General features: G+C 71.6%; 21 protein-coding genes. 7 read left to right on the top strand and 14 right to left on the bottom strand.

Going from position 1 to position 26,794, the window contains the following annotated elements:
- The first annotated feature begins 213 nt into the window (after nucleotides 1-213).
- Nucleotides 214-2,232: a BamA/OMP85 family outer membrane protein gene (locus O0S08_RS34165; RefSeq protein ID WP_269033624.1), complete on the top strand. Its 2,019-nt coding sequence runs from the start codon at nucleotides 214-216 to the stop codon at nucleotides 2,230-2,232.
- A 52-nt stretch (nucleotides 2,233-2,284) separates the two neighbouring features.
- Here O0S08_RS34165 and O0S08_RS34160 read toward each other — a convergent pair whose 3' ends face one another.
- A complete protein-coding gene (locus tag O0S08_RS34160) occupies nucleotides 2,285-2,857 on the bottom strand; it encodes a hypothetical protein (protein WP_269033623.1) in 573 nt (190 codons plus the stop codon).
- A 302-nt stretch (nucleotides 2,858-3,159) separates the two neighbouring features.
- On the opposite strand from O0S08_RS34160, the gene O0S08_RS34155 reads away from it, so the two are divergent.
- Together O0S08_RS34155 and O0S08_RS34150 are read left to right on the top strand one after the other, a co-directional pair.
- On the top strand, nucleotides 3,160-4,659 hold the full coding sequence (locus O0S08_RS34155) for a lamin tail domain-containing protein (protein ID WP_269033622.1): 1,500 nt from the start codon (nucleotides 3,160-3,162) through the stop codon (nucleotides 4,657-4,659).
- Nucleotides 4,660-4,871: 212 nt separating this feature from the next.
- A complete protein-coding gene (locus O0S08_RS34150) occupies nucleotides 4,872-5,588 on the top strand; it encodes an HXXEE domain-containing protein (RefSeq protein WP_269033621.1) in 717 nt (238 codons plus the stop codon).
- A gap of 141 nt (nucleotides 5,589-5,729) precedes the next feature.
- Here the strand turns inward: O0S08_RS34150 and O0S08_RS34145 are convergent, their stop codons facing one another.
- The 6 genes from O0S08_RS34145 to O0S08_RS34120 form a co-directional block, all read right to left on the bottom strand.
- Complete coding sequence (locus O0S08_RS34145; protein ID WP_269033620.1) at nucleotides 5,730-6,770, bottom strand: 3-oxoacyl-ACP synthase III family protein; 1,041 nt, start codon at nucleotides 6,768-6,770, stop codon at nucleotides 5,730-5,732.
- Between the two features lie 47 nt (nucleotides 6,771-6,817).
- Nucleotides 6,818-8,512 carry a thiamine pyrophosphate-dependent enzyme gene (locus O0S08_RS34140; RefSeq protein WP_371879567.1) on the bottom strand — a complete coding sequence of 565 codons (1,695 nt, stop codon included), beginning with the start codon at nucleotides 8,510-8,512 and terminating at the stop codon, nucleotides 6,818-6,820.
- A 169-nt stretch (nucleotides 8,513-8,681) separates the two neighbouring features.
- Nucleotides 8,682-8,978, bottom strand: coding sequence for a hypothetical protein (locus O0S08_RS34135; protein WP_269033618.1), 297 nt, complete (start codon nucleotides 8,976-8,978; stop codon nucleotides 8,682-8,684).
- 524 nt (nucleotides 8,979-9,502) lie between these two features.
- Nucleotides 9,503-11,176 (bottom strand): hypothetical protein, encoded by a 1,674-nt coding sequence (locus O0S08_RS34130; RefSeq protein ID WP_269033617.1) that lies wholly within the window; start codon nucleotides 11,174-11,176, stop codon nucleotides 9,503-9,505.
- Nucleotides 11,177-11,357: 181 nt separating this feature from the next.
- Nucleotides 11,358-11,606 carry an acyl carrier protein gene (locus tag O0S08_RS34125; protein WP_269033616.1) on the bottom strand — a complete coding sequence of 83 codons (249 nt, stop codon included), beginning with the start codon at nucleotides 11,604-11,606 and terminating at the stop codon, nucleotides 11,358-11,360.
- Between the two features lie 314 nt (nucleotides 11,607-11,920).
- The gene (locus O0S08_RS34120) at nucleotides 11,921-13,150 is read right to left on the bottom strand and encodes a hypothetical protein (RefSeq protein WP_269033615.1); all 1,230 of its coding nucleotides are present in this window, start codon (nucleotides 13,148-13,150) and stop codon (nucleotides 11,921-11,923) included.
- Between the two features lie 597 nt (nucleotides 13,151-13,747).
- Here O0S08_RS34120 and O0S08_RS51115 point away from each other — a divergent pair.
- The gene (locus O0S08_RS51115; protein WP_276082554.1) at nucleotides 13,748-15,733 is read left to right on the top strand and encodes a protein-L-isoaspartate(D-aspartate) O-methyltransferase; all 1,986 of its coding nucleotides are present in this window, start codon (nucleotides 13,748-13,750) and stop codon (nucleotides 15,731-15,733) included.
- Nucleotides 15,734-15,749: 16 nt separating this feature from the next.
- Here O0S08_RS51115 and O0S08_RS34105 read toward each other — a convergent pair whose 3' ends face one another.
- From O0S08_RS34105 to O0S08_RS34095, 3 genes are all read right to left on the bottom strand, one after another.
- Nucleotides 15,750-17,126, bottom strand: coding sequence for a hypothetical protein (locus O0S08_RS34105; protein WP_269033614.1), 1,377 nt, complete (start codon nucleotides 17,124-17,126; stop codon nucleotides 15,750-15,752).
- A gap of 179 nt (nucleotides 17,127-17,305) precedes the next feature.
- Nucleotides 17,306-18,187, bottom strand: a complete 882-nt coding sequence (locus O0S08_RS34100) for a hypothetical protein (protein ID WP_269033613.1) — start codon at nucleotides 18,185-18,187, stop codon at nucleotides 17,306-17,308.
- A 362-nt stretch (nucleotides 18,188-18,549) separates the two neighbouring features.
- Nucleotides 18,550-19,740: a sigma-70 family RNA polymerase sigma factor gene (locus O0S08_RS34095; protein WP_269033612.1), complete on the bottom strand. Its 1,191-nt coding sequence runs from the start codon at nucleotides 19,738-19,740 to the stop codon at nucleotides 18,550-18,552.
- Nucleotides 19,741-20,134: 394 nt separating this feature from the next.
- Between O0S08_RS34095 and O0S08_RS34090 the strand changes: the two genes are divergently transcribed.
- Complete coding sequence (locus tag O0S08_RS34090; protein WP_269033611.1) at nucleotides 20,135-21,208, top strand: carbohydrate-binding protein; 1,074 nt, start codon at nucleotides 20,135-20,137, stop codon at nucleotides 21,206-21,208.
- Nucleotides 21,209-21,339: 131 nt separating this feature from the next.
- On the opposite strand, the gene O0S08_RS34085 is transcribed toward O0S08_RS34090, so the two are convergent.
- The 3 genes from O0S08_RS34085 to O0S08_RS34075 all read right to left on the bottom strand — a co-directional run bounded on the left by O0S08_RS34085 (nucleotide 21,340) and on the right by O0S08_RS34075 (nucleotide 24,187).
- Nucleotides 21,340-21,834, bottom strand: a complete 495-nt coding sequence (locus tag O0S08_RS34085) for a metallophosphoesterase family protein (RefSeq protein ID WP_269033610.1) — start codon at nucleotides 21,832-21,834, stop codon at nucleotides 21,340-21,342.
- Between the two features lie 327 nt (nucleotides 21,835-22,161).
- Nucleotides 22,162-23,037 carry a hypothetical protein gene (locus O0S08_RS34080; protein ID WP_269033609.1) on the bottom strand — a complete coding sequence of 292 codons (876 nt, stop codon included), beginning with the start codon at nucleotides 23,035-23,037 and terminating at the stop codon, nucleotides 22,162-22,164.
- Nucleotides 23,030-24,187, bottom strand: a complete 1,158-nt coding sequence (locus O0S08_RS34075) for a hypothetical protein (protein ID WP_269033608.1) — start codon at nucleotides 24,185-24,187, stop codon at nucleotides 23,030-23,032. Before O0S08_RS34075 ends, O0S08_RS34080 begins: the two co-directional genes overlap by 8 nt.
- A gap of 73 nt (nucleotides 24,188-24,260) precedes the next feature.
- Between O0S08_RS34075 and O0S08_RS34070 the strand changes: the two genes are divergently transcribed.
- Nucleotides 24,261-24,656, top strand: a complete 396-nt coding sequence (locus O0S08_RS34070) for a hypothetical protein (protein WP_269033607.1) — start codon at nucleotides 24,261-24,263, stop codon at nucleotides 24,654-24,656.
- A 271-nt stretch (nucleotides 24,657-24,927) separates the two neighbouring features.
- Complete coding sequence (locus O0S08_RS34065; protein ID WP_269033606.1) at nucleotides 24,928-26,073, top strand: PAS domain-containing protein; 1,146 nt, start codon at nucleotides 24,928-24,930, stop codon at nucleotides 26,071-26,073.
- Between the two features lie 36 nt (nucleotides 26,074-26,109).
- Here O0S08_RS34065 and O0S08_RS34060 read toward each other — a convergent pair whose 3' ends face one another.
- Nucleotides 26,110-26,766 (bottom strand): hypothetical protein, encoded by a 657-nt coding sequence (locus O0S08_RS34060; RefSeq protein WP_269033605.1) that lies wholly within the window; start codon nucleotides 26,764-26,766, stop codon nucleotides 26,110-26,112.
- Nucleotides 26,767-26,794: the final 28 nt, after the last annotated feature.

The following is a 26,794-nucleotide window of genomic DNA, read 5'->3' as shown; positions in this document are numbered from 1 at the left end:
GGGCCCGCGCGCCGGCGCCGGCCGCTCCCACTGCCGGCGCTACGCACAGCGGAGAGCGGCGCGCCATGCGAATGAGGCAGCGAGCCGAGCCGTCCTCGTGCATCGCCGAGGTGTCACCGGCTCGGCGAAGTCGGTCCCGACCGCGGGGGCGCGCGCACGCTTGCGAAACGGCCGGGCCGAGGTATCCGCTCGACCGGGCGTTCAACCGAGCGAATGGATCGCGTCACAGCCACGACCCCGTCGCGCGCGACGAACTCGTCCGCCTGCTCGCCGGAGGCTCCACGCAGGCGAGCGGACCGCACGATCGCGGCCTGCTTCGCCGGCGCGGCGCTCGTGCTCGGGGCGTGCGCGCACAAGGAGGATGTCCGCGGCTCGACCGCCGACATCACCGCGATCGAGTTCGTCGGCGTCGAGCGATTCAAGAAGAAGGAGCTCCTCAAATACCTGTACATGGGCGAGACCTCGCGGTTGCCGTGGAGGCAGCGCTTCGAGTTCCTCGAGGCCAACCTGCCGATCGACGCCGAGCGCATCGTCGCGGTGTACGCCGCGTACGGCTACTACGAGGCCCAGGTCGTCTCGATCACGCCGCGACGACGGCACCGGCGGTGTCGACGGCGCGACGCCGTGACGATCCGGGTGGAGGTGCGGGAGGGGCAGCCGACGCCGGTTCGCAGCGTTCGCCTCGAGTTCCCCGCCGGTCCGCCGTCCGGTCCGCGCGACCGGAGGGTCACCGAGTCGGCGCTGCGCAAGCAGATCGAGCTCCGCGAGGATCGTACCTTCGAGATCCCCGCCCTCAACCGCTCGGTCGATCACCTGCAGCAGACCCTTCAGGCGGCCGGCTACGCGCACGCCGAGGTGAAAGAGTCGGCCGTCGTGGTGCCCGGCAGCTCCGCGGATGTCCGGTTCGTCGTGCGTCCGGGGCGGTTCTTCAGGGTCGGGAAGCTCCGCTTCGAGGGCCTCGGCCCGATCCCCGAGCGCTTCGTCCGCAACGAAGTCGACTATGCGCCGGGCAGGCCTTACTCGCCGCAGCTCGTGCGCAAGGTCGAGTCGGCCGTGTACGCCCTCGACGTGTTCGACACCGTCACTGTCCACACCCGCGACGGGCCGCAGGGGACGAACAAGCTCGACCTCGTGGTCGAGGCGCGCCCGAGCCGGCCGCAGTCGATCAAGCTGGGCGCGGGCTTCGGCCTCGACCCGGTCCGGTGGGAGCAGCGCGGCAGCCTGCTCTACACCCACCGCAACCTCGGCGCCAACCTCACGCGATTCGACCTCAACGCGCGCGCCGGCTACGCGGAGCTCCCGAGCATGCTCAATCCGCGCGAGCACGGCCCGATCGCCAAGCTGGACCTGAGCTTCCGCCAGAAGGGGCTGATCGAGAAGCGTACGACCGCGACCTTGACCCCGGCCTTCGAGCTCGGGATCTGGGAGGGATATCAGTTCTACAGCCCGACGCTGCGGGCGGGCCTGTCGCGGTTCTTCAGCCGCTTCGTCGAGACCGAGATCTCCTACAACTTCCGCTTCGTCGACTTCTTCAACGTCTCTCCGACGATCTCTTCCCAGGACACGATCCTCGGCCTCGATTTCCGCGACCCTTACTTCTTGAGCTACATCGAACCGTCGGTCCGCCTCTATCTGACGGACTCGGTCCTGCAACCGAAGAACGGCGCGATCCTGGGCCTGATCTACGACCTCAGCGGGCTCGGCGGCGACTTCACTGCGCACCGGGTGCGCCCCAGCCTGCGCCTGTACTGGACGCCTCACCGGCGGCTGACGTTCGCCGGGCGGATCGAGCTCGGATGGATCTTTCCGTTCGGCCCCCGGGGCGGCGCTCCGCTGGACCTGCGCTTCTACCTCGGCGGCGCCGACACCGTCCGGGGCTGGGGCTTGCGACGGCTGTCGCCGCAGGTGTACCCGGTCGGGTGCACCCCCGGCGAAGCGGATTGCAGATCGATCCCCGTCGGCGGCAATACCATGATCCTCGCCAACCTCGAGGCGCGCGTCCAGGTGACGGACATGCTGAGCGCAGTCGCCTTCCTCGACATCGGCGACGTCCGCGCCGGCATCAACGAGTTCCGCCTCGATCACCTCAATTATTCGGCCGGTCCAGGCGTCCGCCTCACCACGCCGATCGGCACCTTCCGCCTCGACCTCGGCGTGCGGCTCAACGAGTCCGAGTACGCGCCGGATCAGCAGCGGTGGGCCGTGCACTTCGGCCTCGGGGAGACGTTCTAGCGGCGCTGGTGCGTCGCGGGCCGCCGGGCCTGCGCGTCGCCGGCGAGCTTCTTCAAGGTTGCGCTCGCTCGCTCTCGGGGCCGACCTCGTGCGCCTCGCGGTACGAGCCGGGAGCCGCCGGGAGCTCGAGCGGTCGGACTGCGACGGCGAGCGTGCGCACCATCTCGGCGATCGCGGCGCGGACGTCGCTGCGGTCCTGATCGAGCACCACCACGGCTCGCACGAGGAGGAGCAGGCCGAACACGATGGCCAACGGCCAGGACAGGGCGAGGAACAGGAACACGGCCAGCGCTGCGCCCATCAGGAGCGGGTCGGCGAGGAGCTGCAGGGGCTTGGGGAGCAGGCCCTCCCAGTGGAGATCGAGCCGCGAGCCGCCGTCGTCGCGCTTGTGGAGCACGCCGAAGATCTCCAGCCCGAGCTGCTTTTCCTTCGTGGGCCTCAGCTGCCAGCGGAACGTCTCGCCGTCGACCGTCAAGACGGGCCGGTAGCGGCCGTCCGCGACGGTCGGCAGGACCTGCCGCAGGTGCTCGAGCACGTCGGCAGGAGGGACGGTCAGCGTCACCGAGCGGTGCCACGCTCGCGTGAGCTCTCGGGGCGGTGGGATGTGCAGCTCGAGGTCGGACATGCGAGGGATGTCGTCGACTTCGAGTCTAGACCGGCGCCTCGCCGACGGCCCGGAAGACCCTCTGCAGCGGGTCCTCGCGGCGTTCTGCGGGGCAGCTCGACCGCTCGCGGGTGCCTCCCCCGGGGCCCGACCGATTCGCGAGACCCGGGCGGACGCGACGATGCTGGCGCAATTCACAGGCCACATTCCCGGGCGACACACAATCGCAGGACGGGTCACGACGGCGTCACGACGTCGTCTCGAAGCGAAGGCGTGCGCTCGCGCTTGGGCGTCGCCGCGCGGCTTCCATTAGGCTCGCGCGCATGTCGACGCTCCCCCCTCGCCTCGCTGTGTTGTTACTCCTCGTGCCGGCCTGCACCGACGATTCCATGGACTCCACGCAGGGGTCCGCGACCGCGCCGATGATCACCTCGGTCGGTGCGACGCAGACCACGACCTCGATGTCGGCGACGTCCGACGAATCGACGACCGCGATCGATCCCACCACGGGCGTCGCCACCACCGAGGACGAAGCGACGAGCACGACCTCCACGGCGACGGAGGCGAGCACGGACGCGACGACCGGCACGACCACGGGGGTCGTCGAATCGTGCGAGGACGGCCAGCACAACGGAAGCGAGACCGACGTCGATTGCGGCGGCCCGGGCTGCCCGGCGTGCGCCGACGGCTCGGCCTGCGCCGCCGACTCCGACTGCGCCGGGGCGAGCTGCGTCGACCAGGTCTGCGGGCCGCCGGCGGCGACCTGCGTCGACGAGGCCAAGAACGGCGCCGAGACGGACGTCGACTGCGGCGGCGCCGACTGCCCGGCCTGCGGCGAGTCGCAGGCGTGCGAGGTCGACGTCGACTGCGCCACGCAGAGCTGCGTCGACGGCTCCTGCGCGGCGCCGACCTGCGACGACAGCGTGGCCAACGGCGAGGAGACGGACGTCGACTGCGGCGGGCCCGAGTGTGACCCGTGCGGCGACGCGCTAGGCTGCGAGGTCGGGCCGGACTGTGAGAGCGGCGTGTGCGACGGGGGCCAGTGCGCCATTCCGCTGTGCGACGACGGGGCCGAGAACGGCGACGAGACCGATGTCGACTGCGGCGGCGACTCGTGCGACCCGTGCGGCGACGGACTCCAGTGCGAGGTCGACGGCGACTGCGTCGGCCACGACTGTACCGGCGGGACGTGCGTCGGCTCGAGCTGCGACGACGGCGTCAAGAACGGCGGCGAGACGGGCATCGACTGCGGCGGGCCGGACTGCGCGCCGTGCCTGACCTCCGGCCTCGTCATCAACGAGGTCGACTACGACCAGCCGAGCAACGACAACGCCGAGTTCATCGAGCTGCTCAACACCTCGGCCGCGCCGATCGACCTGAGCAACCACGCGGTCGTGCTCGTCAACGGCGCCAACAACTCCACCTACGCGACCATCAACCTGGCCGGCACCATCCAGCCCGGCCAGTACCTCGTGCTCGCCAACGCCAACTTCGCAGTCCCGGCGCCGGCCCTCAAGGTCACGATCGCCAACGGCATCGTCCAGAACGGCGGCACCAGCCCCGACGGGATCGCCATCGTCGACAAGAGCGGCCAGACGCTGGTCGACGCGTTGTCGTACGACGGGCCGATCACCTCGGTCAACATCGCCGGCCTCGGCAACGTCAGCCTGGTCGAGGGCGCGGCGCTGCCCAACAACGTGATCGACAACCCCTCGGGGGCCGGCTCTCTCGCGCGATTGCCCAACGGCCAGGACGGCAACAACTCGGCCACCGACTGGAAATTCACCAAGAACCTCACGCCGGCGGCCGCCAACGTGCCGTGAGAGTGCCGCTCGCGCGGACTCGCGCGCCGCGATCGAAGGACGGTCCTCGCGTATTCTTCGCAACCTCGACGGCGCCGCTCGCCGAAGACCGGGCGGCCGAGAGCGCGGCGAGACCTCTCCACAGACCCTGGCCGCGCGCGAATCTCGATCGGTCCGAGATTCGGGCGCCAGGGTCGCTCGACATGCCCTCGCCCGCGGGCGAGGATCTTCGCATGGAGCTGTTCCTCCGCGGTTGGCCGTTCGTCGGGCTCGGGCTCGCCCTCGTGCTGGTGGTCTGGCTGGCGCTCCCGCGACCCGCGGCCCGCGGCCCGCGCTGGCACGATCCGGCGTGGGTGCTGGCGCTCTTGTGGCCGATGTACCTGGTGCACCAATTCGAGGAGCACGGGATCGATCTGCTCGGCCGGCGCTACGCGTTCCTCGCCGAGCTGTGTCGCACTCTCGGGTACGGCGGCGACCTGGCGCACTGCCCCGCCGACGAGGCGGCCATGTGCGCGGTCAACGTCGGCGGCTGCCAGATCGCCTTCGTCACCGCGTGGGTGTTCCGCCGGCGCAACCCGCTGGTGGCCGCGTGCGCGTGGGGCGTCCCGCTGATCAACGGGCTCATCCACATCGGCAGCTCGCTGGCGCAGCGGGCCTACGGCCCCGGGCTGCTGACCAGCGTGGTGCTGTTCCTGCCGCTCAGCCTGTGGGCGCTGCGCACGGCCGTCCGCGCGGGCGTGATCCGGCCGGCGCAGTGCGTGTGGGTCGTCGTCACCGGCGTGCTGATGCACGCGATTCTGATGGCCTCGCTCCTGCTGGTCGGCCGCGGCCTGCTGTCGCACGAGGCGATGCTGGCCATCAACGTGCTCAACGGGTTCTTGCCGCTGCTGATCGGCCTGTGGGTCGGCGGACGCAGCCGAAGTACCTCCTCGAGCACCTGTCGGGTGTAGGCGAGGCGTGGCACGTCCTCCGCGGCGGGAGGGCGGTCGTTCAGCACATTCGTCGGCTCCTGGTGGAGCCCCGAGCCGTCGACCTCGTCGCGCCTCCAGCACCGCGTCGACCTCACGTCCGGACAGCCGCGGCATTCGGGCTCAAGCCGGTTGCGGCGCCGGTCCCACGCGCACATCACCCCAACGGAGCACCGCCGCGCTCGCGGCCGAGGCGCTGCCGATGGCGTACAGGAGCACCAGGTCCCCGGAGCGAAGGCGCCTCGTCGCCGCCGCATGATGCAGGTTCACCGGCCACAGCGACGGCCCCAGGTTCCCGTAGAGCGGGAACGTGTCGACCGTGTGGTCCGGATTGATCCCCAGGACGCGCGCGGCGAACCGGGCGAACCACGCGGTCGGCGTGTTGCACACGAGCAGGGCGACGTCTCGCACCGCCACGCCGGCGGCCCGCAGCGCGCGGGCGCAGCACGTGCGGACATAGTACTCGGAGGTCTCTCGCAACACTCGCCCGGCGACGCGGCTCGCGGTCATCGTGATCCTCGGAGCTCCGCTCGGGTCGAGCGTCAGCTCGTACGAGAAGGCGCCGCAGGTCGCCCCGGTGTGCATGGTGTGGAACCCGAGCAGTCCGTCGCCGGCGCCGGCGGGCTCGACCAGGAAAGCGCTCGCGCCGTCGCCCACTGTCCACGCCAGGATGTTGCGTTCCTCGATCGTGCGCGAATAGCTGCACGACGTCACCACCAGCACGCGCCGGTACTGCCCCGCGCAGACGAGTCCGGACGCCGTCTGCAGGGCGACCAGAGCGCTCGAGCAGGTGGCCTCCAGGTTCCACGCTGCTCCGTGCATCCCGAGCTCGCGCGCCAGGAATGCGGCGTTCCCGACCCCGATCTGATCGGAGAGGAACGACGACGCGATGAGCAGGTCGACGTCCCGCGGCGCGACCCCGGCGCAGGCGAGCGCGCGCTGAGCCGCCCGGCACTCGAGGCCCAGCACCGTCTCCCCGCGACCCAGCACGCGGCGAACTCTGGCGCCGCGGAACGGGTCGCCGAGGTACGGCTGCATCTCTTCGTCGAAGATTCGTGTCGCGTCGGAGCCGTCGTCGTCGCGCCAGGGGGTGCTGATGAACTCCCGCTCGGCGGCGGCGACCAGATCCGCGTGCCGGGAGCGCCAGTAGTCGTTGCGTCGCACCGCGTCAGGGACTGCCACGGCGATCGCTGTCAACCTCGCGCGTCGGTTCACGGCGCTCCCCTCGCACGATCCCACGTCAGGTCCCCCGGCGCACCGAAGAGCGTCCGGTTGCGCGCTCCGAGCGGCGCGAGCTCGTCGACTTCGATCCGTACGTCCACCAGGAACGGCCCGCGGGCCCGCATCGCCGCCTCCAACGCCGCGCGCAACTCCGGCTCGCGCTCGACCCGCATGCCATCGGCCCCCACGGCGCGCGCCAAGGCGACGAAGTCTGTCGGGGGGAGCGCCGTACCGAACGGCTCCCAGCCCGCCGCCTGCATCCCCTGATGGCACATGTTGTAGCGTGCGTCGTTGAGTACGACCCATACCGCGTCGGCCTGGTACTGCACGGCGCTGCTCAATTCGTTGAGCATCAACATCGCTCCGTCGCCGACGAGCGCGACCGCCTTGCCGCGGCGAGCGAGCGCCGCTCCGACGACCCCCGTCGCCATCTGCCCCATCGCGCCGAAGCTCGGGCTGGTCCGGTACCGCCCGGGCCTCTCGAACTGCAAGCAGTGGTTCGCCCACGCGAATGAATTGCCGCTCTCGGCCAGGACCACGGCGTCGCTGCGGTCGATGACGACGTGCTGCACTTCGGCCATCAGAACGCGCGGACGCACCGCGCCCGCGGGCGCACGCTCCGAGCTCTTCCTCGGCTCGCCGCGCCGAGTCGGCCGCGATGGCTGCCGCTCGGCGTCCGCGGGCCACGCCGCCAGCAGGGCGCGGAGGAACGCGTCGATCTCCGCCTGGACCGCCACGGTGCGGGCGCCGGGGTACGCGGCGCCGAAAGCCTCCGGGTCGACGTCGACGTGCACGAAGCAGCCCCGGGGCCCCAGGCTCGCCGACCACGACGATGAGCCTTCGCCCATTCGCGTCCCGAGCACGAGGACGTTCTGCGGCGCAGCCTCGCGCATGAAGCTCTCGAGCTCCGCATGGCCGCCCAGGCCGGTGACTCCGATGAAGCGCGGGTCCTTCTCGGAGAAGATGCCCTTGCCGCGCGGCGAACACATCACGGGGGCACCCGTGAGGTCGACCAATTGACGGACGCGGTCGCTCGCGCGCCGCGCCCCGTGGCCGACCCAGATCACGAACGGCGAGCGTGCCAGCAGCCGTACGCATTCGTCGATCGCAGCGCCGGGCGCCGTCGGCCAGTGCCACGACGCCAGCCCGACGTGCGGGGCCGCCGGGGCCGCGACTCGCTGCATCGAGACCGGCAGGCTCAGGTGCGCGACGAACCCCTGGACCCGCCGCACGCCGCACGCGAGCCTGCTCGCCGCCTGGTGCAGCTCCGAGGGGTGCTCCAGGGCGAGCGCGTAGTGAAACAGCGGCCCTGCACTGCACAGCCCCGGCACCGGACCCACCGATGCATGCGTCTCCTGGGCCGCACCGCGGCCGCGTTGCGGAGGCGACGTGCTGGCGGAGACGAGCACCACAGTGGCCCCTTCGGCGCGCGCCGCCGCCATTCCGGTGAGGGCGTTCGTCAGCCCCGGACCCGTGGTTGCGAACACCAGCGTCGCGCGGTCACCCGCCAGGGAGGCCTCGGTCGCCGCGAACGCGGCGCCCGCCTCGTGCCGGAAGTGGAGGTACTCGATCGAGCTGCGCGCGAGCGCCTCACAGAACGGCGCGACCGCGGCGCCCACGACCCCGAACGCTTGCCTCACACCCAGCTGTCGCAGACACTGCACGAGCGCGTCCACGACGGTCATGTCTCCGCCGTCGCCACCCTCGAGCTCCGGTCCGGGCGTCAGCGGGCCGACGAACGACGGCGGGCCTTGCGATGGACGGCTCATGAGATGGTCCTCGACGGGTAAAGAGCGGCGCGCTTCGGGCGGTGAACTGCCTCGACTCCCCGTCACCGCATTGGGAGGGTGGGCTCTAGGGGTTCTCCGGCATGTCGAACTTCGCCTCGACCACCGCGCGGCCAGGCCCGACGGTCCAGATGCCGAGGAAGTCGATCGGGGTCGAAGTGTCGGCCCAAAAGCCGTGATAATGGTAGCCGAGGACCCTCTCGTCCGTGTGCGCGAAGGTCGACATCGCCACCGCAGTGCGCTTCCGGCCGGGCAACAGCGAGAGGATCAGCGTGACGCTGAAGTACGAGTCGAGGCCCCAGCCGTTGCGACCGATGTAGAAGCCCGTCTGCTCCCACTCGCGCATCTCGGCGTCCCCGCTCATGGCGACGAAGCCCCTGTATCTCTCGGGAGCGTCGTTCGGGCGGAGCAACAGCCGAGTGTCACCGCCTCCCGCATCGATGCGCCCGTCGAGCCGGAAGAGAAGGCCGGTTCCCATGCTGCGCCCCTGCCGAGTAAGATCGACCGCGCCACATTTCTCGATCCTGAACTCCATTTTCGCTCCTATTCCACCCGGCCGGTTCATGGCCGCGTCGGATCACTTGGATCGGCTATTTGCCGCGGTCAAACGAGCGGTCGACCGCGCATTATCGAACGAGCGATTCCGACTGACGGTCGGTTGGACGACGGAGATTTAGCGAGCCGCGTGTGCTGCCGGACCCCGGTCAAGGACGGCGCCCCGCCCACCGTTCGGACCACTCGACGATTCGTCGGATGTCGTCGATACGGTGCGACGGGGCGGCGTGCGCCCCGGCGCAGGCGCGGCCCGTTGTCGGCGCCGGGTCGTTTGCTATCTTCGGACCGTAATGTCGTTTGGCCGGCGAATCGTCGCGCTCGCCGGCGCCGTGGTCAGGGGCCGCGTCGCAACCGCTCGCGGTAACGCGAGGCCTGCGAGGTCCAGAACCTCGCCTTGTCCGACCGGCCGTCCGCCAGCGCGTCCTGGGCCTCCTCGATGCAGTGGCGAGCGCGCGCCGCGAGATCGAAGCCCTTGTCCCCCACGCTGATCATGACCCACGCGCCGGCGTCCTTCTGCGTCGCCTCGGGAGCCGCCCACTCCTCGTCCTCGAGCGCCAGCTGGCGCCGCTTGTACTTGCACCACCGCTCGTGATCGCCGGTGTGATCGTGGAGATCGGCGAGCGCGCCGCACAGCCAGCTCGCCAGAGTGGCCGTCAGCGTCCGGGCGTCGAGTGCGACGTCCGGATCGGGTGCCAGGCCCCGCATCACCTGCGTCCACGTCGCGCGCCGGGCCTCGAAGATCACGGCCGTCTCGGCGACGTCGCGCGCCTCGATCACCCGCGCGAGGGCCTCCGAGAAGCGCTGGTAGGCCACCCCCAGGTCTTCCCGCACCAGCGAGGTCCAGATCTCGCGCAGCTCGCCGTCGTCGGCGACGAACCGGGGCGGCTCGGGAACCGGCGAGCTCGAAACGACGAACTCGCGCCAATCGGGCCTGCTCAGGTAATAGAGCCCGAGCGGCGCCATGGGGTCCTCGAGGAGCTCGCGGAGGCCCCGCACGAAGGCGTCGTCGCGGTCGTCGGACAGGGCCTTCGCCGTCAGCCACCACGCCCGCGCCGCTTGCGGGTCGGACCGACGCCGCAGCAGCCCGAGCAGCGCCGCGGCGGTCTGTCGGCGAGCCGGGTCCTCGCCGGCGAAGAAGGCCGCCTCGCTGCGGGCGTCGGCCCGCGAGGGGTCGCCGCGCTGCCACGCCCGCAACGCCGCGCGCAGGTAGGGGTCGCCCTCGCCGGCGCTGCTGCTCCGCGCGAGCGAGAGCACCGCCGCCTCGATGAACTCGGCCTCGTCAGGGAGGCACTCGTCGGCGTAGGCCTCGAGCAGCGGCAGCGCCCTCGGGTCCTCGGGCGAGACGACGCGCAGAGCCGCGGCCAGGAACGGCGCCGCCGGCGGGAGGTCGCGGACGAGGCGGGGCGCGGCGGGCTCCGCGGGCACCTCGCGGATCCACGCCAGCCCCGGCGGCGCGCCGACCTGTTCCGCGGCCGCGCCGGCGAGTCGATGCAGCTGCACTTCGAAGCCTCGAAAGTCGAGCAAGCCGTCGGCCGCGTCGTCGGGCGCATCGCGTCGCCCCTGTCGCCATTGCAGCAGCGCCAGCGCCAGCTCGACGACGACACCGACCAGCGGCGACGGGACGGCGGTCCACCCGGCCGCGCGCAGGCCCGCGAGCAGCGGATGAGCGTCGTCCGAAGGCGTGCATGCGTCGAGCGCCGCGATAAGACAGTGCACCAGTTGCAGCTCGAGCGAATCGCCGATCCGGCGGATCTCGGACAGCCGCCGGATCAGCAGCGCCACCGCGTCGTGATGCACCCCCGGAAGGTCGGCCAGGGCGCTACCCACGATCGCGCGCGTCGGCCTCGCCAGCGCCGGGGCACTGGCCTGCAGCCGGGAGTCGACCGCCTGCAACAGGCGACGACGCCGCTCGGCCATGCCCGGAAACGCCGCGCGCATCCACGGCGTGGCGTTCAGCCACTGGATCGCATCCCGCCCGTCGTCGGGGACGCCGTCCTCGTCCCACATGCTCGTCGCAGCGTATCACAGGTCCCGGGCGGCGGAGTCCGACCGGTGGTGGCCTGCGACCGCCTGATGGGGCGGCAGGCAGGACGACGTGGCCGAGGGGGTCGGTCGGGGTCGCCCTCGCAGGCTGGGGTCGGCGGCGGGACGACGTGCCCCGTGGGGTCGGTGTGGCGGACGGGTCGCTCTATGTCTGGAGCGACGGATCGGCGAGCGCCTGCGCGAGCGCGTCGATCGTCGGGTGGCGAGCGGCGATGTTCTGGGGCAGCTCGAAGCCGACGTAGTCCTGGAGGTCACGGGTCATCGCCGCGGCCAGGATCGATTGCATGCCGTAATCGTCCAACCTGGTGCTCGGATCGATGGCAGCGCGTTCGATGCGGAGGTTGTTCGCCAGATAATCAACCATCCAGTCGCGGATCTCGGCGGCGCTCTTCATGGGCTTGGTTCCTGTCATGAGTGGAGGGTCGCACGGTTTGGGCCGGATCACCATATCCGGGGAGTTTGAAAAAATGCGGTTGGTTCTTGTTCAGCGGTGTTTCGGGCGCCCGTGGGCGCCCGTGGGCGCCCGCGGCTCCGCGGCACGTCTCGCACGAATCATCGATAGGCTGCGGCGAACGATCGAAGGGTTCACCAGCGCGATTTTGCGGCCAGGCGCAGCCCGACCTCGCCGCCACCATTCGAGCGGCATTGCTCGATTCAAATTCCTGGCCTTCCCCGCAGCCGCCGGCGACGAGACGTCGGCCTGCGCCGTCAGTGGTGGGCGGCGCCGCCGGACAGCGGCTGCGGCGTCGGGCTCGGCGCGGTCGCGGCGGGCCCTGCGAGCGACAGGTAGCCCGCGGGCGCGAGGCTGGTCGCCAGCATGACCTCGTTGATGTCGTGGTGGGCCAGCCATCCCTCGCTGCGGCGGTGTTCGGGCCGCAGCCAGAAGCCCTCGATCGACTCGGTCAGCGGCAGGCAGGCGACCAGGCTCTCGAGGTCCCGCAGCGCCGCCGGGATCGCCGCGTAAGGGCCGGGATCGCGGCGCACTGCCTCGTAGAGCCGCGCGACCGCCTGCAGGCCGATCGCCAGGCCGAGCTCGCGGAACGCCAGGCGGTGGCGGGCCTGTCGCTGGAGCGGCAGCTGGCGCAGGTAGTCGGACATGCCGGCGCCGGCGGCCGCGAGCACCGGGGCCAGCTGCTCGCCGCCGCCGGCCCCGCGGCGGACCAGTTGATCGAGGCGATAGGCGTCGCTCATCAGGCCGCCGAGGCCGAGCGGGTCGTCGGTGGCCCAGTCGTGATGATCGGCGATGGCAGTCATCTCGGCGAGCTCGACGTCGAGGTCGGGGCCCTCGGGATCGTCGCCACGGTCGGCGCGGAGCTGCAGGACCGTGATGAGGCCGTCGAGCGGGTCGTGATGGCCCATCGACGGCACGAGCGGTCGGCCGAGGTCGATGCTCATCTTCCAGACCATGCGCTTGCGCGCGCCGGGCCGCGGCGTGTAGGTGAAGCCGGCGTGGGCGGCGGCGGCCAGCTCGCGGGCCTGCCGGTTGCCGACTGGCTCGCCGGTGAAGCGCGTGCGCTGGTCGAGCGCGTGCATCCATTTGCTGAGGTAATGATAGTACTGCCCGTCGCGCTCCCACTCGAGGTCGGGGTCGAACGGCTCGTCGGGCCGGCGCTCGGGCAGGGGCTTGCCGATCCGTAGGCCGCCGGCGGTCGGGTGGGCCTCACCTGCCTCGGGGGACAGGCCGCTGATCCACTGGCCCGCCCGCGGGTCGTCGGCGCGGTGGCGCCCCAGGACGTGGTGGACCTGATCGACGAGGCGCAGCGCGAGCTCGTGGAGCGGGACGGAGCCCCACGCGCGGGCGAGCCCGAGCAGGTTGCAGACGGCGAACGCGTCGGTCCACAGGTAGCGCCGGGGCGGCCGCTCCGACGAGAGCCCGGTCCGCTCGGCGAATTGCAGCATCAGCTCGACCGCCGCCTGTTGTTTGCCGGCTTCGTCCACCTCCCTGGGCATGCACGACGACGGGCGAGGGGGGCAACCTCAAGCGCGGGGCGGGGGCGACTTCGGGCGCCCTGGCATGATTCGCGCGGGGAGCTCCGCGCGCCCGCGGGGGCGCGTCCGGGGCGCCGCGAGCGGGGTCAGCCGTGGTGTCGTGATTTCGCGCGACGCAGTGGCGACCTCGGCGTCGCAGCGCGGGGCCGAAAATCGACGTGTTCTGCCGGGGCCGCTCGATCCATCGACCTCGGCGTCGCGGGGAGCGAATCGCGGTGCGCCCATTCGCCGGTGCATCGCTGCGGTTCCCGAGCGTGTGTATTCGGTCGAGGCTGCTTCGGCGGATTCGACGATGCACCGACCTCGGCCCCGGGCGGAGGGCAGGAGGTCCCTTTCGCCAGGGCGTCCTCGGCGCTGCTGCTCGCGGGCGTGGAGGTCGGTCCTCGGCCGAGGCTGCTCGATGGCCATTCGACGATGCGTCGACGTCAGCCCCGCTGCATTCGGCCGAGGCCGTCTTGCGGTGCTTCGCCGGCACGGTCGGGCTCGATCGCGGGGCCACTGCTCGGGGCGCTCGACGCCGGTGTGATTGCGGGTATGTTCATCCACGTGACGGACCCGAGCGACGCGTGGATCGATCTGCAGCTGGCCGGCCGGGGCATCCTGGACGAGCGCGTGCTGGAGGCCTTCCGCAGCGTGCCGCGGTCGGAGTTCGTGCCGGAGGAGCTGGCAGAGTACGCCCACGAGGACGAGCCGCTGCCGATCGGCGAGGGGCAGACCATCTCGCAGCCGTACATCGTCGCGGTGACGCTCGCGGCGCTCGAGCTGCGCGGCGACGAGCGGGCGCTGGAGGTCGGGACCGGCTCGGGTTACGCGGCCGCGGTGATGAGCCGGCTGGCCCGCGAGGTGTTCACGGTCGAGCGGCTGGAGCCGCTGGCCGGCAGCGCGAGCGAGCGCCTGGCGCGGCTCGGATTTGAGAATGTCCACGTGCGCTGCGGCGACGGGACGCTCGGGTGGGCCGAGCACGCGCCCTACGAGGCGATCGCGGTCGCGGCCGGCGGGCCCGAGATCCCCGAGGCCTTGCTCGATCAGCTCGCGCCGGGCGGTCGACTGGTCATGCCGGTCGGGCCCGACGAGAACTCGCAGACGCTCGTGCGCGTGACGCGGGAGAAGGACGGTCGCCTGCGCAAGGACTCGCTCGGCGCGGTCCGCTTCGTGCCCCTGATCGGCGAGCAGGGCTGGCCCGAGGAGGGCGGCCTGGTGCGCGCCCCGCCGCCGCAGTCCGACGCCGCGGCGGTCAGCAAGCTGATCCACGAGGTCGCCGAGCCCTTGCGAGATCTCGAGCGGCGCTCGGTCGACGCGCTGATCGAGCGCATCGGCGGGGCCCGCCTGGTCCTGCTGGGCGAGGCGACGCACGGCACGAGCGAGTTCTATCGCATGCGCGCGCGGATCTCCCGCGAGCTGATCGAGCGCTGCGGCTTCGACTTCGTGGCGGTCGAGGCGGACTGGCCCGACGCGATGCGGATCAACCGCTACGTCCGCGACGAGCCGCGCTCCGATGTCGAGTTCACCCCGTTCTCGCGGTTCCCGACCTGGATGTGGCGCAACGAGGAGGTCAGCGAGTTCGTCGAGTGGCTGCGCACCCACAACCTCGAGCGGCGCGACCGCTCGCGGCGGGTCGCGTTCTACGGGCTCGACCTCTACAGCATGTTCACCTCGATCGCCCACGTGCTGGCCTACCTCGACCGCATCGACCCGGACGCCGCGCGGGTGGCCCGCGGGCGCTACGGCATGCTGACCCCGTGGCAGGAGGACCCGGCCGCCTACGGCAAGGCGGTGCTGGTCGGCCGCTATTCCAGCTCCGAGGCGGCGGTGGTGGCGATGCTGCGCGACATGTTGCAGCGGCGCCTCGACTACGCGCAACAGGACGGCGAGGCCTTCTTCGACGCGGCCCAGAACGCGCACGTGGTGACCAACGCGGAGCGGTACTACCGCGCCATGTACTACGGCTCGGCGGCGTCGTGGAACCTGCGGGACACGCACATGTTCAACACCCTCGAGGCCCTCCTCAATTATCACGGGCCCCAGTCGCGGGGCATCGTGTGGGAGCACAACTCGCACCTGGGCGACGCCCAGGCCACGGAGATGAGCCACCGCGGCGAGCTCAACGTCGGCCAGCTGTGCCGCGAGCGGTTCGGCGACGCCGTCTACGCCGTCGGCTTCGGCACCGATCACGGGACTGTGGCGGCCGCCTCCGACTGGGACGGGCCGATGCAGCGCATGCGCGTGCGCCCGGCCCACCCCGACAGCTACGAGCGGCTGTGCCACGATTCGCAGGTGCCGGCGTTCCTGCTGCCGCTCCGCACCCCGCGGCGCCCGGCGATCCGCGACGAGCTGATGCAGCCGCGGCTCGAGCGCGCCATCGGTGTCATCTATCGGCCCGACAGCGAGCGCATGAGCCATTATTTTTATGCGAGCCTGCCGCTGCAATTCGACGAGCTCGTGTGGTTCGACGAGACCCGCGCGGTCGAGCCGCTGCAAATGACGCGACGACCGAGCCCGGAGCTGCCGGAGACCTATCCCTTCGGGCTGTGAGCGGCGAGGGCAGGGCTCACGGCGCGAACGACCACAGGCGGTAACGCTCCGGGTCGCCGCCGTTGACGTGCAGCAGCAACAGCTCCCCGCACTTGCCGCGCGCGGCCGAGAAGGTCCGCCAACCGGAGGGCAGGTCGGTGAGGGGCAGCGGCGTGTCGTCGAGGACCTCGCCGGAGAACGACAGGCGGACCAGCGACGCGGTCAGCGGATCGGCGAACTCTCCCTTGAAATAAGGGGTCGGCCCGCGGCCGAGCGGCAGCAACAACGCGTCGGGGTCGAGCAGCGCGCGCCCGAAGCCCGGCGAGCCCGAATCGTCCTCGAACGCCACCAGCGTCTCCCACCGCTTCTCGCCCTCGGCGAGCCCGATCGCGTGGGCGATGATCTTCGACGGGTAGTAGCGCTGCTCGATCGCCACCACCTGCTCGCCCGGCGTCACCACCAGGTCCATCAGCTCGTTGGCCATCACCGGCTGATCGAGCAGGTCGGCGGTCCACAGCACGCTGCCGTCGTCGGCGATTCGCCACACCTTGAATTCGGCCCCCCGTGCGCGGGCGGCCACGATCTCGCCGTTCGGGCCGACCGCGACATGCTGGCCCGAGACGGGGTGAATGCTCGGCAGAAGGGTCTCCCACTCGAGCGCCCCGGAGGCGAGGTCGATCCGCGCCAGCCACATGGTGAACGGTTCTTCTTCCTCGGGGCCGCGACCGATGACCACCATGCTGTCGCCGAGGAGCTCGAAGTCCGCCGGCCAGGCGATGTGACTCACGTCGACGTCGACCACGGTCACCGGTGAGCCGTCGGCCGGGATCTGCGTGATTCGCATGGGGTGCTCCTCGCCCTGGACGGCGAAGCCGAGCGCGACCAGAGAATCGTCGGGGGCGCGCCGCAGATCGATCGCACCGTAGCCGGGGCGATCGGCGGGGCCGAAGTCCCAGCCTTGCGTGATGCCGTCCTGGCCGACCCACAGCACGCCGTTGTCGGTGGTGCCGTCCGGGCTGTCCCAGTTGCCGGCGCTGACGGCGATCCGGCCGTCGCTCAGGACCACGAGCGAGTTTTCGAGGAATTGACTGTCGGGATCGACGCTGAGTTGAGCTGTCCACAGCGGGGCGAGCTTCGGATGTCCTTCAGGACAGAGCAGCTCGCCGTCGCCGTCGCCGGTCGAGGTCGGCGCCTCGGTGCCGGTGACCGTGACGGCGCTGCTGGCGGAGGTGCTGCCGGCGGGGTCGTCGGTGCTCGCGGTGGAGTCGGTGGTCGCGCCCTCGCCGCTCGAATTGAGGGTGCCGTCGGTGAAGACGCCGAGGTCGCCGTCGACGCTCCAGCAGCCGGAGAGGACGAGGGCCCCGGCGAGGAGGCCGAGGGGCAGGGAAATGGTCGCGGATTGGGGATGGTGCATATGCCGGTGGTTTCCCGGCACCTCGATCGACCTGTGAGCCCCGGCGCCCGCGCCCTTCGGACCTCGATCCGACCTGGCCAGGAGGCGCTCGCAACGGCGTGCCGGGAGCGAGCGTTGCGCTCGCTCTCACGTCGATTGCAGCGACGCATGCGGCGCCCGCCGATGCGGGCGAGCGAACGTCAATCGACGGCGAAGCAGTAGACGCGGCCGGCGCCGCCCTTGGGGGCGGTGTCGTTGCAGCCGCCGCTCTCGTGGACCGAGTTCCACGAGCGGTACTGCTCGGCGTCGCTGCCCATGGGCCCGAGGCCGTCGGAGTGGCCGACCTGGGCGAACAGCGTCGAGTCCTCGGAGGTCCAGTCGGCGCACGTCAGGCCCGCGGCGACGGTGCCGTCCTTGTTGGTGCCGGTGAGGATGTCGTGCTCGTTCGGGGCGGGCGAGCCTTGCCACTGGCCGGGGACCTTCTCGCCGTTCTCGTCGAGGAACAGGTCCGGGTCGCCGTCCAGGGTGTGCAGCTCGGTGAGGTCGGCGGCGAGCATCACCAGCGCCGCGTTGTACCAGGGGCCCGCGCCGATCCGGTCCTTCGCGTGCACGGGCTGGTCGTCCGGGCCCTTCTCGACGCTCAGGTAGGCGTGCCAGGTCTTGTCGCCGGCGCCGACGGCGTCGGCCAGATCCTGGCACCGCTGGTCGGCGCCCTCGAGCCCCCCGAGGTTCCCGGTCGGGCTCCCGGTGCTCGACACGAAGAAGCTGAGCGACCGCTCGGTCCCGCCGGTCGTCGTCGACGTCGTCGACGCGGTGGTGTCGTCGGTGGTGGCGGTGCTCGTGGGCGTGGTCGAGGCGGTGGGACCGTCGGTGGTGGTGGTGCTCGTCGGCGACGTGGTGGCGGTGTCGCCGGTGGTGGTGGTGCTCGTGGTCGACGTGTCGTCGGTCGAGACGCCGCTCGTGCTCGTGGTGGTGTCGGTGCCTCCGCCTCCGCCGCCGCCGCAAGCGGGCAGGGCGAGCGAGAGGCCGAGGACCATGACGGCGCCGAGGCGATGCATGCTGGGACTGCGAGTCGTGGTCATGAAGGTCGTCACGATGCCGCGGAGTTTGCGGAGAGTCCAGGGCGCGCGAATCACTCGCGCGCCCGTCGAGCTCGCCGAGGAGGCGACACTTCCTCGCGCCGCCGTCGCGCACGGCAGAGTCTGCCTCGCGGCCGCGAGCCCGGGGAGGGCGCTTCAGCAACGCCGACTCGGCGATGGCCCGAGCGGCCGTGCGGTCGCGGGGCCGCAGGCAATCATCATATGTCTGAAGAGACAGGTCGCCGTCAGCGCCGACGAAGACGGCGCGCGCACGGACGACCGCGAGCGTGGCTCGCGGGAGACGAGCGTGCGCTCGCGGCCGGCGACCTCGACCCCGAGGTGCGCGGGGGCGGCGGCCGACGGGCTCAGGCGGCGACGAGCTGGCGGCGCAGGCGGGCCCGCGCGCGCGACAGGCGGACCGACACGTTGCGCTCGGTGATCCCGAGGGTCGCGGCGATCTGCGCGTACGAGTGGCCGGAGAGGTGCAGCGTCATCACCGTCTCGAGGTTGTCGGGCAGGTCGGTCAGCGCTTGCTCGATGCGGGCCCGCTCGTCGGCGCGGAGGATCGCCGATTCGATGCAGGCGGCCGGGTCGGCGACGCTGGCCGGATCGATCGAGACGTCGACTTCCCTGCGCCGGCGGACGTGGCGGAAGCAACAGTAGCGGGCGACCCGGTAGGCGAAGGTCTTGAGCGACGATTCGCCGCGGAACATCGGCAGGGCGCGCCACAGCGCCAGGGCGATGTCCTGCTCGAGGTCCGCGCGCTCGGCCGCGTTGCGGGTGTAGCTGGCCGCCATCTGCGACAGGCCGGGGCCGTGCTCGGCGACAGTGCCGGCCCAGCGCCCACGGCGGACCCGCTCGTCGTCGTCGTCGCCGGCAGCGATGGCGGCAGGCCTGGCGCCGGTCCCCGCGGCGCCCGCTTGCACGAGGCCGCTGGCGCGATACCCGAAGGTGCTGGCGGCGGCGAGGCGCTCGTCGATGCCCCACATCAGGCCGGCGAGCGCGCGCACCACTTGGCTGGCTTCGCCCTCCCCGGTCAGGGTCCGGCGGACCGCCCCGGGGTCGACGCCGAGGCCCGCCAGCGTCTCGCGGTCGGCGACAGGCAAGGTCTCGGCCTGTCCCAGCCAGGCGAACACCTGGTCGCGGATGGCGGTGAGCGGCGCGCTCACCTCGTCGGCTCCCATCAGCAGCTCGCGCCAGCCGCGGCCGGCGAGCGCGAGCGGGACCGAGTCCGCCGGCCATTCGGCCGCCTCGGTGCTGGCGCGCCGGAGCTCGAGCGCGAGGGTGCGAGTGGCCCGGACCAGCAGGATCATCGGCCCGGACAGCCCGCTGAGCCGGAGCTCGCGGAGCCGGCGCGCCGGAGCGTCGCCGATCGCGCCGGGCGGCAGGAGCAGCCGCGGGACGGCCCGCACCAGCGCCCGCATCGCCGCCATCGCCAGCGCCGACAGGCGCATCACCGGCATCACCAGCAAGGTGAACAGCCCCATCACGGCGACCATCGTGATGAGGAGCTTGGTGAGCCAGGCGGCCAGGTCGATGGTCAACAGGTCGAGCATCGTGCTGGGCTCGAGTGTCGCCCGCGATCCAAACCCTACACGAGGGCGACGAATTTTTTTGCGCGGCGCTCGGAGCGGGGAGGGACGAGCGAGATCGCGCGGAGCGGGGCCCGCGGGCGACCGGTGCACCCACGCTCGACTACACCGAAGTCGCGCCCGCGCGCGCGGGAACAGGAGCAGGCCGGGGCCGGTCTTCGAGGATTCGGGCCGCGCTCGCAAAGTGCGTCTCGAGACATGTCTTTTAAGGCATGTTTCCAGTGCGTCCGCGCGGTGCCCTCATTCCTCGCGCCGCGTCCCGCCGCGGGGAGCTTGACCTCGCCGCCCCGTCACCTATCCTCGCACCCATGCGATCCTCGCGCCTCGCGCTCGCTCTCGTCACGAGCGTCACCGCTGCATGCTCCGCGCCCGAAGCGGCGCAGTGGCCTTTGCCCGAGATCCCGAGATCGTCGCGACCAGCAAATACGTCGAGTACGGCACGTGGGCCGAACCGTCGCACGTATGCATGGACGAGAAGCTGGCGGAGATCGATCGGTTCATCGAGGAGACCGCGGCGTTCCTCGAGGTCGAGGTGCCTGCGGAGCCGATCGTGTACGTCTGGTATCCGACCATGCCCGAGGAGGAGGACTGGCCCTGCTCCTCGGACGCCGCCTGTTATACCACCGTCTCGAGCAAGGGTTACATCCCTTCGACCGTATGGTTCGGGACGGAGACGACCTTCCATGAATTCGTGCACGCGGTCGACAACGCGGGCCTGGGCCAGGGGCATTCCGTGTTCGCGGAGGGCCTGGCGACGTATTTGAGCAGCCATGCATCGAGTGCGAACGCGATGGCCCCGGACATGTTCCCCGCGCGGTTCGCGGCGATGCTCGAGGAGGGGGTCACGCAGTACGGGCTCGCCGAGCACTTCGTGGGGTCGGTGATCGCGAAACACGGGCTGGACGGATACAAGCGCCTGCGGAAGGAGGTGTCGCGGGGCGCGCGACTTCCGGAGTTCTCGGCGGCCTATCGGCGGGCGCTGGGAGAGGAGCTCGACGCGGCGTTGATGGCGATGCAGGCGCCGATCGCCGGACGATTTCCGTGGTACTGCGACGGCGAGGAGGTGCAGTGGCCGAAGCCGGGCGACCTGGAGGTCACGCTGCGCGGCTCCTGCGGAGACGGCTTCTTCTGGAGCGAGGGGCGGGCGGAGGGGGTCGCGAGCCGGTGGAAGGACTTCGTGCTCGACGTGCCGGAGGCCGGGGTCTACACATTCACGGTCAGCCCGAGCTCGGGTGAGTCCGCGGGGACCTTCGCCGTGCTGAATGGTTGCCCCGGCACGCAGTCCGGCAACATCCTCAGCACCGACGGAGTCCCGGGCTTCAATATCCTGCGCCCGGGTCGTCATCACCTGCGGGTCGGTATCCCGGCGGACGCTGCCGACCCGGCGATGACGGCGAACTTGAAGCTCGAATTCCAGCCGCTTTCTCCGTGAGCCCATCGGCCCACGCTCGCGCGTGCGACCACCGCGTTCGGGCCGCCGGAACATGCATCGTGGGGGTCGTACGCGGAGTACGACGAATAAGCCAGGACCGAGGCCGCGTACCGCCGGCTCGGAGCTCGCAGTCAGCTGCCGGCGCGCGCGGGCGGGACGAGATCGACGAATTCGACGGCGGGCGCGCCGGCGCCGAGGTGCAGCTTGGCGAGGCAGATCGGCAGCTTGAAGCGCCGCGGGCCGGCCGAGCCGGGGTTGAGGTAGAGGACGTCGCGGTCATACGATTGCGCGGGCTTGTGCGAGTGGCCCGAGACGACGACGGCGATGCCGGCCGCGCGCGGGTCGACGGCGAGCTCGGCGAGGTCGTGGATCGCGTAGATCCGCGCGCCGCCGAGGCGGACCTCGGCGGTCTCGGGCAAGCTCCGGCCCCAGCGGTCGCGGTCGTTGTTGCCGCGCACGACCGTGACCGGCGCGATCGCGGCGAGCGCGTCGAACACCGCCTGGCCGCCGACGTCGCCGGCGTGGACGATGTGGTCCACGCCGGCCAGGGCGGCGAGGGCTTCGGGGCGGACGAGGCCGTGGGTGTCGGAGATCACGCCCACGACGACGGGCTCGGGCGGCGCCATGGGCGAGGACTTAGCACGATTCGGGCGCCGCGGAGCCGCGGGGTCGGCGTGTCACGGGGGGCACGTTGCGGGCGCCGTAGAGCCCGGCTCGGTCCTGCGGACCTGGGACGATTCGGGCGACTCGAAGCTCGGGGCCGGGGTCTCTCGGGCGACACGTTGTGGGCGCCGCAGAGCCCGGCTCGGGGACGGCGTCCCGCGGACCTGGGATGATTCGGGCGACTCGAAGCTCGGGGCCGGCGTCTCGCGGGCGACACGTTGTGGGCGCCGCAGAGCCCGTCTCGGGGGGGGCGGCGTCCCGCGAACCTGGGAGCGAGCGGGGCCCGGGTCCTACGATTGTTTGCGGGGGCGCGATTGCTTGGCCGGCTTGGCGGCGCGGGTCTTGGCGGTGGCCGCGGTCGCCGGGTTGCGCGATTGCTTGGCCGGCTTGGCGGTGGGTGTGGTCGCCTGCTTGCGCGATTGCTTGGCCGGCTTGGTGCTGCCAGTCTTGGCGGTCGCCTCGCGCGCGCTTGATTTCTTGGCCGGCTTGGTGCTGCCAGTCTTGGCGGTCGCCTTGCGCGCGCTTGATTTCTTGGCCGGCTGCGCGCCGCGAGTCTCGGAGGTGGCCTTGCGCGCGCTTGATTTCTTGGCCGGCTTGGCGGCGGTCGGCTCGCTCGCCTCGTCGAGCCTGGCGCGCTCGGCCTTGGCGGTGCGGGCGTACATCTTGCGCAGCGCCGGCTCGGTCTCGGCCTTCGCCACCAGCTCGAGCGCCCACACCGCGTGCTCGCGCGTGAGGCCCATCGCGGCGGCCGTCGCCGAGCTGCGGAGCATCAGGTCGGGCGCGGTCAAGGCCCGCGTGAGGTGCTCGCGCAGCTCGGGCGAGGGCGCGTCGTACTCGAGCAGGCACAGCCGGCGCAGCCAGGGCAGCGCCTCGCGTGGCCCGGGGGCGGCCTCGGCTTCGCGCAGGAGGGTGGCACGCGGGAGCACGTCGAGCGCCTGCGCCACCTCGTCGGGCGCCTCGCCGTGGACCAGGACGTAGCGCTCGCCGGTGACGTGCGCCTCGCCCAGGATCACGCTCGCGCCGGCCGGGTGCTGCCAGGTCTGCAGGCGAAAGCGGAGGTGCGAGCGAGGCTCCTCCGGGGTGCGGGCGTAGCCGAGGGCGCGCAGCCGGACGTCGAGCTCGGCGCGCGCGAGCGTGGGGCTCGGGATCATTCGCACGTCAGGCATCGTCCTCCTCCTCCTCCTCGGCGCCGCCGATGCTGTCGTAGAGGTCGGCGGGCTCGCCGTGCTCGTCGACCTGCGGCGGTGCGATGCCCTCGATCAGGACGTTCGTGATCTGGGCGCGCAGCTCGTCGCTGGTGGTCGTGCTGCCCAGCTCCTCGAGCAGGAACTGCCAGTTGTACTGGACCGCGGCGTTGGCCACCGCGACCTGATCGTGCAGCTCGCGCGTGATGGCGGCGCGGGCGATCCGGGAGGCCTCGACGATGTCGTCGGCGGCCACTGCGAGGGCCCCGCTGACCAGCGCGCCGCGCTGGCCGGGGTCGGTCTCCTGGGCGATCTCCGCCGCGAACCACTCGGCGTCGAGGAACATGAAGCCGTGCAGCGCGGCGGCGACGTCGAGCGGCAGATCCGCGGGGTAGCGCTGGCCGGCGAGCGCGTTCAACTCGGCCAGCACCTCCGACGTGAAGCGGCTCGGGCGGTACTTGACCTCCCAGACGTAGGTGCCGCGGGCGTGCATCTCGATGGCGACGTGGGCCTGCGAGAACCAGGCGCGCCGGGTGAAGCGCGGCAGGGACTCCGCGAGCTGCTGACGGATCTCCCGCAACGCGACGATCGTCTGGAGCTGCGACATCGGCCTGGCGTCGGGCAGCGGGTCGTCGGCGAAGGCGCTGCCCCAGGCGTGCGGCGTGACGGCGGGGCTGAAGTTGAAGTGCCGATCGAGCTCGTGCGGACCGGCCGCCTCGAGCTCTCCGGAGTAGGGGTTGGGCACGCGGAGGAACGACGCCGCGCCCATGTACGCGCGCACCGTCTTCGCCTCGGCGAGATCGAGGGGCGGGGGGCGTGGGCCGAACTCCGCCAGCGCCTGCTCGATGGCCGCCCGCGTGGCCGGCAGCGGCACGAACAGCGCGGCGGGCAGGCCCGGGTGCGGCGTGTACCAGAGCCGGGCGGGATCTGCAGGATCGACGTACAGCGACGGCGTGAACTCGCCGCCGTTCGAGCCGGGCTGCGCCGGCCCGGTCGCCCACAGCCGCAGCGGTTTGGCCCGCGCCTGACAGGCGTCCCACAGCGCCGGCGACCACAAGATCCCCAGCGTCCAGTCCTCGGCGTAGCGGGCTTGCAGCGACTCGCCGCCCGCGAGCGACTCGGCGTCACTCACCGCTCTGACTCCCAGATCGGCGACGGCCTCGGCCAGCGCGCGCAGCGGGGCGAGCTCGCCGACGAGCCACTCCTTGGGCGGCCTGGCGGGGGTGTTCGCGGACGCGGCCTCGTTCGCGTTCGCCGAAGCGGCCTTCGCGGGCTTGGTTTTCGTGGCGGGCTGCTTCGCGCGCGAAGGTGCGGCCTTCGTGGCCGCTGGTTTCGCGGCCTTGTTCGTGCTCGTCGAGGTGGCTTTCGTGGTCGCTGACTTCGCGGTCTTCTTCGTGCTCGCCGAGGCGGCCTTCGTGGTCGCTGGCTTCGCGGTCTTCTTCGCGCTGGCCGAAGTGGGCTTCGTGGTCGCCGGTTTCGCGACCTTCTTCGCCTTCGCCGGCGCGGCCTTCTTCTTCGTCGTCGCGGCCTGCTTCTTCGCCGTCATCTCCGCCGCCCTTCGTCCATCGTTCGCCTCGCGAGGTCGCCGATCTCTACCATGATCGCAGCTCCGCCGGGCGACCTCCGGGGCATCGCTCGGGCGCGTCGGGGAGCGGACGTGTCCTGTTCTTCGGGACAGGTGATGCGAGGTCGATCCCTCGGCGGCGAGGATGCAGGGGATCGCGGCCGATCGGGGGAGTCCATCCTCTCCGCCGCGGCACACCTTGTAGGCCTCGCTACCGCCGGGTGCGCGGGCCCTCGCGGGCACCGACGCGCACGATGTTCATATGCGGGCTAGCGACATCAGGATCGCGTTTATGGTCCAATAACCCCATGGACAGAGCGAGTCACCAGGTCCCTCTCGCCGTCGTCGCCTTCGACCTCGGGCTGCAGGTCACCGACTGGAACTCTCGGGCCGAGCAGCAGCTGGGGCGGACCTCGGCCGAGTCGCTCGGGCGCGGCGTCGTCGAGGTGTTGCCGGTGAAGGGGGGCGAGGCGACCTGGCGCGGCTTGCTCGCGGGGGACGATGGGTCGAAGGTGCGGACCAGCCTCGAGGACGGGCGGACCTACGAGTGGTGGATCGCGGCCGCGCGCGACGGCGAGGGCCGGCAGGTCGGCGTCGTTTGTTACGGCGCAGAGGTGACCGACAGGGTCGTCGAGGAGCGGCAGATCCGCGTCGAGCAGGCGGCCCTGCGTGGTTTCCTCGACAACCTGCCGACCAGCGTCACCGTGTTCGACCGCGACGGCACGTTTCTGCTGATGGACGGCAAGGGGCTCGAGCCGATCGGCATCAAGCCGGGGCAGTTCGTCGGTCAGAACGTTTTTTCGATCTACGGCGACAACAGCGAGTCGGCCGAGTTCATCCGCCGCGGCCTCGCCGGGATCCCCACGCCCAAGGCGGTGCTCGAGCAGTACGGCCGGTCCTACGAGTGCTGGCACATCCCGTCGCCGCCGGACGTCGAGGCGGCGCTGGTGGGCATCAGCATCGAGGTGACGGAGAGCCGGCAGCGCGAGCGGGACTTGCTCGAGAAGCTCGAGCTGATCGAGCGCCAGCAGCGGGTCATCCGCGAGCTGTCGACGCCGATCATCGAGGTGTGGGAGGGCATCGTCGCCCTGCCGATCATCGGCCTCATGGACAGCGTCCGCACCGCGGAGCTGATGGACAACCTGCTGCAGGCAGTCGGCCGCCTGCGGGCCCATTACGCCATCCTCGACATGACCGGCATCGAGGTCGTCGACACCGCGACGGCCGGCCACCTGTTGCGGATGATCCGCGCCATCCGCCTGCTCGGCGCCGAGGGCATCATCACCGGCATCAACGCCGGCATCGCCCAGACGATCGTGACCCAGGGCCTCGACCTCCGCGACATCGTCGTCCACGCGACCCTGCGCGAGGCGCTGAAGCACTGCATCACCGCCGAGTCGGCGGGTCGCGCGTCGACGGCTCGAGCGGCCGCGGACCCGGTCGCACGGCGGTGAGCGCGAGCGGGCGTCCCGCGTCGGCGAGCGCGGTCGTCACCTCGCTGCGACGGTCTCGCGGTGGCGCTCGATGACTGCGCCCCACACGAGCAAGAGCCCCGAGAGGGCCGCGGCGCCGAGCACGTATTCGATGCCCGGAGGCGGCGGCCCGACCACGCTGGCGACGAACATCAGGGCGAGCAAGGCGACGAACAGCCACCAGTGGACGACGCCGGCGCGGTCGCGCGGTCGGGTCGCGCGGGCGTAGGCGAACACGCCGGCGGCGAACAGGAGGCCCTCGACGAGCAGGGTCCCGGGGATCGATCTCCACAAGCCGAGGCCGATCCGCGGACCGTCGAGCCCGACCGGCATGTCGGGGCGATGCGCGACGACGTCGAGCACCCAGTGGCTGAGCACCAGCAGGCCGGTGACCACCGCGCCGCGACTGTCCCGCGTGAGCGCGCGGTAGCCGGCCGCGAACAGCAGCGACCACAACACCGCGGCGAGGAGGCTGTGCGAGTAGGGCATGTACTCGAGGTCGAGCGGCGAGGCGGGCAAGAGCCCCGGCACGACCCGCGCCCGCTCGACCCCCACGGCGACCAGCGCCGGCCAGATCACGTCGAGCACTTGCGGCGCCAGCAGCAGCACCGGCAACGGGACGCGCGGCGCGAGCGGCTTGGCGAGGAGACCGACGGCGAAGTGACCGAGGAGCACCCGGCGAGTCTACGGGGCCGGCGAGGCT

This window comes from Nannocystis punicea, assembly GCF_026965555.1.
In the GTDB taxonomy this organism is placed as follows: Bacteria; Myxococcota_A; Polyangia; order Nannocystales; family Nannocystaceae; genus Nannocystis; species Nannocystis punicea.
The sequence above is the reverse complement of the archived record's forward strand: the minus strand, read 5'-3'. Positions and strand labels throughout refer to the sequence as shown.

What these genes read in the sequence shown, in the direction of transcription:
- O0S08_RS34155 (WP_269033622.1), top strand. Translation starts at nt 3,160, where the DNA reads ATGTCGACGCTCCCCCCTCGCCTCGCTGTGTTGTTACTCCTCGTGCCG.
- O0S08_RS34080 (WP_269033609.1), bottom strand. Translation starts at nt 23,037, where the DNA reads ATGCCTGACGTGCGAATGATCCCGAGCCCCACGCTCGCGCGCGCCGAG.
- O0S08_RS34095 (WP_269033612.1), bottom strand. Translation starts at nt 19,740, where the DNA reads ATGCTCGACCTGTTGACCATCGACCTGGCCGCCTGGCTCACCAAGCTC.
- O0S08_RS34090 (WP_269033611.1), top strand. Translation starts at nt 20,135, where the DNA reads ATGCTCCGCGCCCGAAGCGGCGCAGTGGCCTTTGCCCGAGATCCCGAG.
- O0S08_RS34105 (WP_269033614.1), bottom strand. Translation starts at nt 17,126, where the DNA reads ATGCACCATCCCCAATCCGCGACCATTTCCCTGCCCCTCGGCCTCCTC.
- O0S08_RS34085 (WP_269033610.1), bottom strand. Translation starts at nt 21,834, where the DNA reads ATGGCGCCGCCCGAGCCCGTCGTCGTGGGCGTGATCTCCGACACCCAC.
- O0S08_RS34140 (WP_371879567.1), bottom strand. Translation starts at nt 8,512, where the DNA reads ATGACCGTCGTGGACGCGCTCGTGCAGTGTCTGCGACAGCTGGGTGTG.
- O0S08_RS34065 (WP_269033606.1), top strand. Translation starts at nt 24,928, where the DNA reads ATGGACAGAGCGAGTCACCAGGTCCCTCTCGCCGTCGTCGCCTTCGAC.
- O0S08_RS34125 (WP_269033616.1), bottom strand. Translation starts at nt 11,606, where the DNA reads ATGAAGAGCGCCGCCGAGATCCGCGACTGGATGGTTGATTATCTGGCG.
- O0S08_RS34165 (WP_269033624.1), top strand. Translation starts at nt 214, where the DNA reads ATGGATCGCGTCACAGCCACGACCCCGTCGCGCGCGACGAACTCGTCC.
- O0S08_RS34130 (WP_269033617.1), bottom strand. Translation starts at nt 11,176, where the DNA reads ATGTGGGACGAGGACGGCGTCCCCGACGACGGGCGGGATGCGATCCAG.
- O0S08_RS34150 (WP_269033621.1), top strand. Translation starts at nt 4,872, where the DNA reads ATGGAGCTGTTCCTCCGCGGTTGGCCGTTCGTCGGGCTCGGGCTCGCC.
- O0S08_RS34135 (WP_269033618.1), bottom strand. Translation starts at nt 8,978, where the DNA reads ATGAGCGGGGACGCCGAGATGCGCGAGTGGGAGCAGACGGGCTTCTAC.
- O0S08_RS34160 (WP_269033623.1), bottom strand. Translation starts at nt 2,857, where the DNA reads ATGTCCGACCTCGAGCTGCACATCCCACCGCCCCGAGAGCTCACGCGA.
- O0S08_RS34100 (WP_269033613.1), bottom strand. Translation starts at nt 18,187, where the DNA reads ATGACCACGACTCGCAGTCCCAGCATGCATCGCCTCGGCGCCGTCATG.